At 69.8% G+C, this 11,042-nt stretch carries 9 protein-coding genes and 1 riboswitch; of the genes, 5 read left to right on the top strand and 4 right to left on the bottom strand.

Annotated elements, in window-relative coordinates:
- Nucleotides 1-148: 148 nt before the first annotated feature.
- From ACFWQC_RS24845 to ACFWQC_RS24835, 3 genes are all read right to left on the bottom strand, one after another.
- Nucleotides 149-769 (bottom strand): hypothetical protein, encoded by a 621-nt coding sequence (locus ACFWQC_RS24845; RefSeq protein ID WP_378684343.1) that lies wholly within the window; start codon nt 767-769, stop codon nt 149-151.
- 103 nt (nt 770-872) lie between these two features.
- Nucleotides 873-1,493 carry a hypothetical protein gene (locus tag ACFWQC_RS24840; protein WP_355021974.1) on the bottom strand — a complete coding sequence of 207 codons (621 nt, stop codon included), beginning with the start codon at nt 1,491-1,493 and terminating at the stop codon, nt 873-875.
- Between the two features lie 41 nt (nt 1,494-1,534).
- On the bottom strand, nt 1,535-2,248 hold the full coding sequence (locus tag ACFWQC_RS24835; RefSeq protein WP_378684339.1) for a hypothetical protein: 714 nt from the start codon (nt 2,246-2,248) through the stop codon (nt 1,535-1,537).
- A 420-nt stretch (nt 2,249-2,668) separates the two neighbouring features.
- Between ACFWQC_RS24835 and ACFWQC_RS24830 the strand changes: the two genes are divergently transcribed.
- Complete coding sequence (locus ACFWQC_RS24830; protein WP_378684337.1) at nt 2,669-3,790, top strand: helix-turn-helix domain-containing protein; 1,122 nt, start codon at nt 2,669-2,671, stop codon at nt 3,788-3,790.
- A gap of 119 nt (nt 3,791-3,909) precedes the next feature.
- Nucleotides 3,910-5,142: a Fic family protein gene (locus ACFWQC_RS24825; RefSeq protein WP_378684334.1), complete on the top strand. Its 1,233-nt coding sequence runs from the start codon at nt 3,910-3,912 to the stop codon at nt 5,140-5,142.
- Between the two features lie 4 nt (nt 5,143-5,146).
- On the opposite strand, the gene cbiE is transcribed toward ACFWQC_RS24825, so the two are convergent.
- The gene (gene cbiE / locus ACFWQC_RS24820; protein WP_378684331.1) at nt 5,147-6,463 is read right to left on the bottom strand and encodes a precorrin-6y C5,15-methyltransferase (decarboxylating) subunit CbiE; all 1,317 of its coding nucleotides are present in this window, start codon (nt 6,461-6,463) and stop codon (nt 5,147-5,149) included.
- 62 nt (nt 6,464-6,525) lie between these two features.
- Nucleotides 6,526-6,665, top strand: a riboswitch (cobalamin riboswitch).
- A gap of 25 nt (nt 6,666-6,690) precedes the next feature.
- Here cbiE and ACFWQC_RS24815 point away from each other — a divergent pair.
- The 3 genes from ACFWQC_RS24815 to ACFWQC_RS24805 all read left to right on the top strand — a co-directional run.
- Nucleotides 6,691-8,802: a VWA domain-containing protein gene (locus ACFWQC_RS24815; protein ID WP_378684328.1), complete on the top strand. Its 2,112-nt coding sequence runs from the start codon at nt 6,691-6,693 to the stop codon at nt 8,800-8,802.
- Entirely contained in the window at nt 8,802-9,416 is a 615-nt protein-coding gene (cobO, locus tag ACFWQC_RS24810; protein WP_378684325.1) for a cob(I)yrinic acid a,c-diamide adenosyltransferase, read from the top strand. Before ACFWQC_RS24815 ends, cobO begins: the two co-directional genes overlap by 1 nt.
- On the top strand, nt 9,410-11,042 hold a 1,633-nt coding region (locus ACFWQC_RS24805; RefSeq protein WP_378684323.1), incomplete at its 3' end, for a cobyrinate a,c-diamide synthase. The genes cobO and ACFWQC_RS24805, both read left to right, overlap by 7 nt.

Here is an 11,042-nt window from a genome sequence, read left to right as displayed (position 1 = left end):
CGTCCCCGCCGGGGGGCCGTGCGGTCGCCACCCAAAGTACTTGCTTGTGGGGGTGCCTCTCCCGTCTTGTCAGTGTCGGGCGGGCCGGCCCTGCCTCCTTTCACCCCCGCTCCCCCAAAACCTCCCCTCGACTCGTCAATCCGGATGATCAGGGATTGGTGATCGTCAGGCCGGTGATCGCCCAGGTGCCGCTCACGCTGATGGCATCGTCTTTCATGAAGCCGAGGATCGGACAGATGAATCCGGCAGGGTCGTCGGCGATCGTCATGGTCGACCCAGTGGGCGTGAACACGCCAGTGACGTCGTCAAGCGTGCCGGAAACGTCCCCAGCGACGTTGAACGAGCAGCCAGCGGCCGAAAGGAGGAAGCTCACATCAGCGAGCTTGGCGGGCGATACCGATCCGACCTCGGGCCCTGTGATCGCAAATCCCCAGGTCCCAATCGGGTCGAACGTGGTAGCGCCGAAGATATTGTTGAAGCAGCCGCCGTAGTCGAGTTGGTCCCATGTGGCGGCCATGGTCCCGAGCGGCCTGCTGAGATCGGCGCTGATCAGAGTGCCGTGCAAGTCGAACTGATCGCAGCTGAACGTCTGCCCGACAAACTCGTCAGTGAAGGCGATCTCGTTGCCGATGAAGGCGACGGCGGGTCCGCCGTGTGGTGTGTATGTGTCCGCAGCAGCGTGGGCGGGCAAGGACATCACCGCGGCCGTGGCGATAGTGAGCCATCCGGTGGCGAGACCAGTGAGGACGCGATTGATCAAGTTCTTCATCAACTTCTCCAGCGGAGGTGGGTTGGCGATGTCGGAAGGGGTCTGTGCCGATGGCAGTTGCCAACGACACAGACCCCGGATGGATCGGTTCAGCGCTGGTCGATCACGGGTTGGTGATGGTGAGACCGTTGGCCGTCCAGGTCCCGGCCACGGAGATGGACTGTCCCTGTCCGACACCCAGGATCGGGCAGATGAAGCCGACCGGGTTGTCTGAGATGGTCAGCGTTGACCCGGTGGGCGTGAACACCTGCGTGGAGTCGTTGAAGGTGCCGCTCACCTCGCCCGCGACGTTGAACGAGCAGCCGGCGGCCTCGACAAACGCGGTGACGCTGGTGAGCGTGGCCGGCGAGACCGAGCCGACCTCGGCTCCGTCGACCCTCACGCCCCAGGTACCAGTCGGGTCGACGGTGGTGTCACCGGCGATCGGGTTGGTGCAGCCGCTGGACGCGAGGTTGGGCAGCGTACCGGCGGCCTCCCCGAACTCCCGGGTCTGACCCGGGTCGATGATGTTGCCGGTGAGGTCGAACTGCTCACAGGTCAGCGTCTGGTCGGCCTCGACCGCGGTGAAGGACACGTTGTTCCCGACAAACGTGATCGGGTTCGTGCCGTTCGGGGTGTAGCCGGCGGCGGCGGCCTGGGCCGGCGCGGACATGGCCGCGACGGTCCCGACAGCGAGGGCTCCGGCAGCGAGACCGGTGAGCACGCGGCTGGTGATCTTCTTCATGATGTTTCTCCTTGTGTGGTGTTGTGTTGAACCCGAGAGGCTCACGCGGTGCCCGCGCGAGGATTGGCGATCTGCAGCTCGAGGGAGTTGTCGGTGCCCGGCACCAGGGCGTTGATCGGGATGGAGCCGAACCAGGGGAAGAAGCCAGGGATGTCGAAGAAGTTCAGCGCGGCACACCCGGTGAAGCTCCCGATCGTGTAGGTCGAGGTGACCCGGCCGCCGCCGTTGACGGTGAAGAACTCACCCTCAGGAGTGCTGGCGGTGATGGTGACCGGTTCGGCGGTGTGGCAGCGGCTGCCGACAGCCAATGGCCACCAGATGCCGAACACCTTGGCCTCGACGTCGCTGAGCTGGATGTCGTAGGCGACCGTCGAGGTGAGCGTCGACTTGCCCAGCTGGCTGGTGGGCACGATGGCGCCGGACAGTGACCCGACCTGGGTCATGGTGACCTTGGCTCGGGACGGGATCCCGAAGATGTCGAAGCTCATCGTCTGGGTCGGGATGGCGAGGGATCCCCCGACGATGTGGCCGTTGGTGGTGTCGATGACTGACTTGAGCACCGAGGGCCCGATGGCCATCGACGAGTCGACCTGCGCACCGATGTGCGTCGTACCGACGGCGTCGTAGTCGACCTTGAGGGTCGGGTTCTCGACGGCTTGGGCAGCGGGTGCCCCCGTGAGCAGCGCGGTGGCCACGAGCGCGGCGAATGCTGTGGCGACCCACGTGCGGTGACGGGGTGGAGGCTTGGTTCTCACGTTTTCCCCTTGCGGTCCGGGATGGATGACGCCACCCATTGACGCGGCCGCTGCCGAGGGCTGGCAACCGCGATGCCGCCGCTAGGTCGGGGATCCCGCCAAAACTGTCAGGTTGGTGACAACTTCGACCCAGCACGGAAAAGTTGTGAGGACCGTCACAACTTTTCAGGGTTATCCGGGAGCGAACCTCTGCCGCTCTGGACGCGGGGTCCGGCCGAGCCCTTCACTGCAGGGGATGTCGTCCTTCGCGCGGCTCCCCAGGTCGCAGCGCAGCGAGGGACGAGTGCGGAGGAGAGTTGCGTGACGACGAGGACACGACCGACTACGGATACGTTCACGGGCCCGATCCCGAGAAGGCCCCGGCCAACGCTGCGAATCGACCTTTCGCCGCCGCCCGACGCGATCGCTCGGGAGATCGTGGTGGCCTACCGGCCCCGGGCCCGTGACCTGTCTCGCCGCATCGCCGGACGCATCTGCCGCGAGGTGGCCGCGTTCGGCGATCCACGGGTGCACGACGTCATCGAGGAGGCACTCGGCGAGGCGGTCTCCCTGTTCGTCGACGCGATGGCCGGTGCACCCGTACGTGGGGCGACCGTGGCCCACATCTATCGACGTCTGGGCAGCCTGGAGGGAAGGGCCGGCCACAACCTCGATGCGATGCGAGCGGCACACCACATCGCGACGCAGGAGTTCTGGCGGGAGATGTCGAAGATCGCCGGCGAGCTGGAGCTGCCGCTGGCGTCGGTGAGCTACCTCGCCGAGGCACTCATGGACTACCAGCACCAGCTCCTCGAGCACGCCATGCGGGGCTTCGCCGAGCCCGCTCCGCCGATCGATCCCCGGCTGCCGCTCTTCGCGGCGCTCGTCGGCGACGTACGAGCGGGCGCCCTGCGTGCTCTGGCCGGCCGTGCCGGCTGGGCCATCACCGATCGGGTGGCCGTGGCGGTGATTCCGGGTGGACCGGTCTCCGCCCACCTCGGCGCGCCCACGGCACGTCTGCTCGCCGGCTCGAGCGAGGGCGCCATGGTCGTGATCGGGGCCTCGGGTGAGGTGCACCTTCGGGCCCAGGCGGTAGTCGCTGAGACGAGCCGCCCGGTCGCGGTCACCTGGGAGGTACGACTCGACGACACCCACCACGCCGTACGTTGGGGCATGCGGGCCCTGGCCCTGGTCGCCGAGCAGGTCATCCGCGCTTCTGAGGACGGCATCGTGTGGTGTGCCGCGCACCAGTCGGAACTGTGTCTGCACGCCGACCCGATGCTGCGCCGCTTCGCGGACGAACAGCTGCTGGCGCCGCTCATGGAGGAGACTCCGAAACGGCGCCTGGCGCTCGCCGAGACCATGTTGGTCTGGCTGCGTACCCGCCCCAGCGCCCCCGTCGTCGCCGAGCACCTCATGGTCCACGAGCAGACCGTGCGGCACCGGCTCAGGCGCATCAAGGACCTCTTCGGCGACCGCCTCAGCGACCCGTCAGAGACAGTCGGGCTGCTCGCGGCCCTCGAGTCGACCACCCCGCGGTGGCGCCGCGACCTCGCCGGCTGATCGCGCCGGCGTACGCGCGGCTTGGACGATCAGGAAGGATCGGCGTGGTGGACATCTCGAGGGCCACGTCGAGCGTCCATATACCAACTTATCTCAATAAAGTGGTGTAAGGTGCGACTGTGAACCACTCTCACACAGAGTTCGCCGTCGAGATGGAGTCGCGCGATTGGCAAGGCGAGCCAGACCGTTCCGCATCCCGACGCCAGCGGATGTCAGCGCGCGGCCCATACGAGGCTGCCGTCCCCGCTCGGATCGAAGGCCTGGTATCAGCGGTCAGTACGGAGATCCAGGCCGAGGCTGAGGACGCAGTGCGCGAGATCACTCGCTTCGATGCTGAGGTCACCGCGCTGACCGAGCGACGCTCCCGCGTCGAAGGACAGGACGTGGCGACAGAGCTGGCTCCGCTCGCGTCGGTGCTGCTGCGGACGGAGTCGGCGTCGTCGTCGCAGATCGAGGGTGTCACGGCCGGCGCCAAGGCTTTGGCACTCGCTTCGATCGAAGCGAAGAGTGGTCCGAATGCTCAGCTCGTCACGGCGAACGTCGTCGCGATGCAACGGGCAGTGGCGCTCGCTGACGACATCAGCGTCGACTCGATCCTGGCTGCCCACGATGCTCTTCTCGCCGGACACGAGTACGCCACTCCTGGTCGCTTCCGAACGGCTCAGGTGTGGATCGGCAGCGCCGCGGTGAGCCCGCATACTGCGTCCTTCGTTCCTCCTCATCACACTCGGGTAGCGGCGTGTATGGAGGACTTGATCGCCTTCGTGCGGAGGGTGGACCTTCCGGTCCTGGTTCAGTGTGCGATTGCGCATGCGCAGTTCGAGACGATCCACCCTTTCAACGATGGCAACGGACGCGTCGGTCGGACCCTTGTTCATGCGATGCTGCGCCATGCCGATGTGACACGCCGCCTCACCGTCCCTGTGTCTGCTGGCCTGCTGACCGATACATCGGCGTACTTCCAGGCGTTGACCGACTATCGCAGCGGGGACGTCGAGCCGATCGTTCGGCAGTTCGTCAACGCCTCGTTCAGGGCGGTCAGCAACGGCCGCCACCTGGTTGATGATCTGGAGCGGGTGTACGACGGCTGGGGTGAGCGACTGCCATCCCGGCGAGGGTCGGCCGCACAGCGACTCCTTCCGTACCTGCTCAACCAGCCAGCCGTGAACATTGCCTACGTCGAGGCCGCGACAGGAACGGCGCTGTCTGCCGCTCAGCGGGCCGTCGAGCAGTTGGAGAATGCCAAGATCCTCACTCGCGTAGGCAGCGGCCAACGTAACCGTGTGTGGCTGGCCAATGAAGTCGTCGATGCGCTCGACGCCTTCGCTGAGCGAGTCGGTCGCCGCGGCTGAACTGCTACTCGGCGGGCTGGAAGGCCCACTGGACGACCGTGCGCTGGGGTGCCCAGCCCCGGAAGGTGCCGATCGAGTCGACGGACTCCACCGAGATCCGGGTCAGCTCGCCGCCTCGCTCCGCGTGCTGGCGCGCCAGGACCTGCTCGGTCTCCAGGGTGACGCCGTGGACCACGAGCCGGCCGCCGGGGCGGAGGGCTCGCAGACAGGCGTCGAGTACGCCGGGGCGGGTCGCGCCGCCGCCGATGAAGATCGCGTCGGGGGCTGGGAGGTCGGCCAAAGCATCGGGGGCGCGGCCATCGACGACGGTCAGGCCGGGTACGCCGAGTCGGGACGCGTTCCGTGCGATCCGGGCCGCCCGCTCTGGGCTGGCCTCGATCGCGGTCGTGGTGCAGGTGGGGTGGGAGCGCATCCACTCGATGCCTACCGAGCCTGCGCCTGCGCCGACGTCCCAGAGGTGCTGACCCGGGACCGGGGCGAGGCGGGCCAGTGCGGAGGCCCGTAGGTCGCGCTTGGTCAGCTGTCCGTCGTGCTCGAAGGCGTCGTCGGGGAGGCCGGCGGCCCAGGAAGCGGGGAGCGACTGTGTTGGTCTCGACACGCCTTCGCCTAGCGGCTCCGAGGCCTGAACGAAGTGGCCTTCGACCGACGATGCGCTGGTCGAGCCGCGAGCGCCAGCGAGCGTGTCGAGACCAACACGGTCGGCGACGCACTCGATCGCCACGATGTTGAGGCGTGGAGACTCCCCGACCCAGGCCGAGGCGGACGCGGTTCGCGCGCTCTCCGTCTCCGCGCCCAGGTCACCGAGGACCGCCAATGTCGAGGCGCCGAATCCTGTGGTGACCAGCAGGTCCGCAATCTGCCTCGGAGTGGATCCGTCCGAGGAGAGCGCCAGGATCCGGCGGCCGGGAGCGAGCTCGCGGGCGACCAGCGATACGTCGCGGCCGACGAGGCTGACGGCCACGCAGGACTCGGCGGCCCAACCCATCCGGGCGCGGGCGAGGGCGACGGAGGAGACGGCCGGCTCGATGCGTACGTTCTCTCGCCCGAGAAGCGAGATCAGGGTCGTCCCGACGCCGGAGACGAGCGGGTCGCCCGAGGCCAGAACGACGACGGGCGCGTCGCCTGGCAGCGAATCGAGGAGAGCCGGGAGCCCCTCGCGCAGCGGTGACGGCCAGGGTTCGCGCCGCTGGCCGGGGACGTCCGGGACGAGGTCGAGATGGCGCTTGCCACCGAGGAGGACGGCGGAGCCCCGGATCAGCTGCTGGTGACGTACGGGGATCTCGTCCCAACCTCCGGCACCGATGCCCACCACGACGATCATGAGGCCAGACGCTACAGTGGCCGCTCAGGCGCGAGGTGCCCCGACTGCCCAGTCATCGGCTCTGTCACAGGAGCTGGTGAGGACGGTGGGAAGGGAGAATCTGGGAAGCCGGTGAGAATCCGGCACAGGCCCGCTGCGGTGAACGAGCCCCTTCGTGGGGACTCGACAAGTCCGAAGACCGGCCCCGCGCCCATCCAGTCCAAGCGATAGGGAGCGGGAGCCTCTCCATGCCGGTTCATTACCCATTTTCTGCCGTCCTCGGCTGCCAGGCGGACGACCTCGACGACATGGGCCTCGCGCTCGTGCTCACCACCATCTCCCCGGAGATCGGCGGGGTCCTGGTCCGTGGCGAGAAGGGGACGGCGAAGTCGACGGCCGTACGCGGTCTGGCGGCCGTGCTGCCCTCGATCTCGGTCTACGCCGGGGATCGGTTCTCGATCGACCCGGCCGACCCGTCCGCGGAGTCGCCGGACGGTCCTTTCGGGTCTGCCGCCGTCGTGGAGAGCCGGCCGGTGCGCCTGGTCGAGCTCCCGGTTGGAGCGACCGAGGACCGGGTCGTCGGCTCGCTCCACCTGGAGAGCGCGCTGTCGCGCGGTGCGGTCGAGTTCGAGCCGGGGCTGCTCGCGCGGGCCCACCGCGGCCTGCTCTACGTCGACGAGGTCAACCTGCTCCACGACCACCTGGTCGACCTGCTGCTGGACGCGGCGGCGATGGGCCGGGTCTCGGTCGAGCGCGACGGTGTCTCGGTCGAGCATGCCGCCCGGTTCGTGCTGATCGGCACCATGAACCCCGAGGAGGGCGAGCTGCGTCCGCAGCTCCTGGACCGCTTCGGGCTCACCGTCGAGGTCGCCGCGCCCCGCGATCCTTCCCTTCGGGCGGAGGTCGTACGCCGCCGGATGGCCTTCGACCTGGACGCTCCCGCGTTCGTCGAGCGCTATGAGGCCGCCGAGCGCGACCTGACCGCACGGGTCTCCACCGCGCGCGCCCTCGTCGGGAAGGTACGTCTCACCGCTCCCGGGCTGCTCAAGATCGCCGAGGTCTGCGCGGCGTTCGAGGTCGACGGGCTGCGCGCCGACATCGTCACCGCCCGCACCGCGGTCGCGCACGCGGCCTGGGCCGGTCGCTCCGAGGTCACCCGCGAAGACATCCGCCGGGCCGCCCTGCTGGCGCTCCCGCACCGGCGCCGTCGCAACCCGTTCGACGCTCCCGGGCTCGACGAGGACCTGCTCGACCGCATCCTCGGCGACGAGGAGCTGCCGCCCGAGCCGCCCGAGGGAGGGCCTTCGGATGGCTCGGGGGACGACTCGGGCGCCGAAGGTGACCCTGTTGGTCTCGACACGCCTCCGCCTAGCGGCTCCGGCGGCTCGACCGACGGTGAACCCCCGTCGGTTGAGCCCGCGAGCGAAGCGAGCGGTGTCGAAACCAACACAGCCGATGACGCACTCGACCAGCCACAGTCGCCTTCCGGCGTCGCGCCCGAGTCCGTCACCGCCGCCGCCCCGGCCTACCGCCCCCGCCTCCTGACCGTGACCGGCCTGGGCACGGGCCGCAGCGGCGGCCGGAGCAAGGCGATCGGCAGCAGCGGCCGCCGGATCGGCGCGAGCGTCAGCACCCGTGGCTCGCTCCACCTCGTCGAGACCCTCAAGGCGGCCGCGGGCAAGCAGGCCACCCGCCCGCGTACTTCCGCGAAGGTCGAGCTGCGGATCGAGGACCTCCGCACCGCGGTCCGTGAGGGCCGGGAGGCCAACCTGGTGCTCTTCTGCGTGGATGCCTCCGGGTCGATGGCCGCACGCAAGCGGATGGCGCAGGTGAAGGCCGCGGTCCTCTCGCTGCTCCTGGACGCCTACCGGCGCCGCGACAAGGTCGGGATGATCACGTTCCGGGGCGAGGGCGCCGAGCTGGTGCTGCCGCCGACCGGGTCGGTCGACCTCGCCGCGGCACGCCTCGACGAGGTGCCCGCCGGAGGACGTACGCCGCTGGCCGAAGGCCTCCTCGAGGCCGCCCGCGTGCTCCAGCGCGAGCACCTTCGTGACCCTGATCTGCGGCCGCTGCTGGTCGTGGTCACCGACGGGCGCGCCAACTCATCCCGAAAAACTGCGCAGGCTCATGGCAAGGACGCCGTCCGGCGGTCGCAGCAGGCCGCCGCGTACGTCGCCGGTCTGGGCGTCACCACCGTCGTCATCGACTCCGAGAGCGGGCCGATGCGGCTCGGGCTCGCCCGGCAGCTTGCCCAGCACCTGGGGGCCGAGCACGTGCCGGTCGCCGAGGTGAGCGCGGAGGCGCTGACCTCCGCCGTCCACGGTTTCACCGGATCCACCACGGGAAGGGGCGCTGCCTGATGCCGAAGGGACAGCCGCTGAACGTACCCGACGACGGGCTCACCACCCGCCAGCGCCGCAACCGGCCCCTGGTGATGGTCCACACCGGCCCCGGCAAGGGGAAGTCGACCGCCGCCTTCGGGCTCGCGCTGCGAGGCTGGAACCAGGGCTGGCGGATCGGGGTCTTCCAGTTCGTGAAGTCGGCCAAGTGGCGCATCGGCGAGCAGACCGTGCTCGAGCGCCTCGGGAAGCTGCACGAGGAGACCGGCGAGGGCGGGCCGGTCGACTGGCACAAGATGGGCTCCGGCTGGTCCTGGAGCCGCAAGCAGGGTGACGCCGAGGACCACGCCGCGGACGCCGCCGAGGGCTGGGCCGAGATCAAGCGGTGCCTGGCCGCGGAGACGTACGACCTGCTCGTCCTCGACGAGTTCACCTACCCGATCAAGTGGGGCTGGGTCTCGGCCGGCGAGGTGGCCACGGTGCTCGCCGAGCGGCCGGGTCGCCAGCACGTCGTCATCACCGGCCGCGACGCCGACCCGGCGCTGCTGGAGGTCGCCGACCTGGTCACGGAGATGACCAAGATCAAGCACCCGATGGACGCGGGTCAGAAGGGCCAGCGGGGCATCGAATGGTGAGCCTGCCCCGGCTGGTGGTCGCTGCTCCCTCGACCGGCTCGGGCAAGACGACCATCGCCACCGGGCTGATGGCGGCGCTGCGCGCTTCCGGGATGTCGGTGAGCGGGCACAAGGTCGGCCCGGACTACATCGACCCGGGCTACCACGCGCTCGCCACCGGCCGTCCGGGCCGCAACCTCGACCCTCATCTGGTGGGGGAGTCGCGCGTCGTGCCGCTGCTGCTTCATGGCGCCGCCGGGGCGGACGTGGCGGTCATCGAGGGCGTCATGGGGCTCTACGACGGCCGCCTCGGCACCGACGGCTTCGCCTCCACCGCCCACGTCGCCGCACTGACCTCCTCGCCGGTGGTCCTGGTCCTCGACGTCGCCCGGATGTCCCGCTCCGCTGCCGCGATCGCCGTCGGGATGGCGGCCTTCGACCCGTCCGTACGCATCGGGGGAGTCGTGCTCAACCGCTGCTCCCCGGGCCGCAACGCCTCCGAGATCCGGCGCGGGCTGGAGCAGGTCGGCCTGCCAGTGCTGGGCATGCTCCCGCGCGACGAGTCGCTCGCCTCCCCGTCGCGCCACCTGGGCCTCGTCCCCGTCGCCGAGCGTGACGAGTCGGTCACGCTGATCGAGCGGCTGGGGGAGCAGGTCGCCGCCCACCTCGACCTCGATGCGCTCCTTGACGTCGCTCGCAACGCTCCTGCGCTGGCCGAAGGTCCTTGGGATCCGGGGGCGGCCTTGCGCGAGAGCGACCGTGTTGGTTTCGACACGGCGTCGCTCGTTCCTCACGACGCCGGCTCAACCAGCGCAACCGCTGGTCGACCCGTCGTGGCCGTCGCGGGTGGGCGGGCGTTCACGTTCCGCTACCCCGAGACCGAGGAGCTCCTGGAGGCGGCAGGCTGCGACGTACGCTCCTTCGATCCGCTCACCGATCCCGCGCTTCCCGAGGGCACGAAGGGGATCTACCTCGGCGGTGGCTTCCCGGAGATGTACGCCGCCGAGCTCGCCGCCAACACGAGCCTCCTCCGCGACCTGCGGGCGGCCGTCGCGGCCGGGATCCCTACGGTCGCCGAGTGCGCCGGGCTCCTCTATCTGGCCGAGTCCCTCGACGGCGTACCGATGGCCGGCGCCATCCCCACCCACGCCGCCATGAGCGAGCGCCTGACCCTGCGCTACCCAGTCGCCACCGCCGTCTCCGACTCGCTCCTCACCCGCGCCGGCGAGCAGGTCACCGGCCACGAGTTCCACCGCACCACGACGGCTCCTCCTGCCGGGGGCCAGGCCGCGTGGACCGTCGACGACACGCCGACCGGCTTCAGCAGCGACACCGTCCACGCGTCATACCTCCACATCCACTGGGCCGGCCATCCGCACCTCGCCCGCCGCTTCGCCGAATCCGTCGCTCGAGCAATCCCCGTCGGTCGAGCCTTCGCCCCCGTCGGTCGAGCCTTCGCCCCCGTCGGTCGAGCCTTCGCCCCCGTCGGTCGAGCCTTCGCCCCCGTCGGTCGAGCCGTCGCCCCCGTCGGTCGAGCCGTCGCCCCCGTCGGTCGAGCCGTCGCCCCCGTCGGTCGAGCCGCGAGCGCCAGCGAGCGTGTCGAGACCAACACGGTCCCCTCGAGCGCGAGAGCGGACCGTGTTGGTC

This window comes from Nocardioides sp. NPDC058538 (assembly GCF_042719275.1).
Taxonomy (GTDB): domain Bacteria; phylum Actinomycetota; class Actinomycetes; order Propionibacteriales; family Nocardioidaceae; genus Nocardioides.
Note: the sequence above shows the minus strand (reverse complement) of the source record. Positions and strands in the feature narration are given on the sequence as shown.

What these genes read in the sequence shown, in the direction of transcription:
- ACFWQC_RS24840 (WP_355021974.1), bottom strand. Translation starts at nt 1,493, where the DNA reads ATGAAGAAGATCACCAGCCGCGTGCTCACCGGTCTCGCTGCCGGAGCC.
- cobO (WP_378684325.1), top strand. Translation starts at nt 8,802, where the DNA reads ATGCCGAAGGGACAGCCGCTGAACGTACCCGACGACGGGCTCACCACC.
- cbiE (WP_378684331.1), bottom strand. Translation starts at nt 6,463, where the DNA reads ATGATCGTCGTGGTGGGCATCGGTGCCGGAGGTTGGGACGAGATCCCC.
- ACFWQC_RS24845 (WP_378684343.1), bottom strand. Translation starts at nt 769, where the DNA reads ATGAAGAACTTGATCAATCGCGTCCTCACTGGTCTCGCCACCGGATGG.
- ACFWQC_RS24815 (WP_378684328.1), top strand. Translation starts at nt 6,691, where the DNA reads ATGCCGGTTCATTACCCATTTTCTGCCGTCCTCGGCTGCCAGGCGGAC.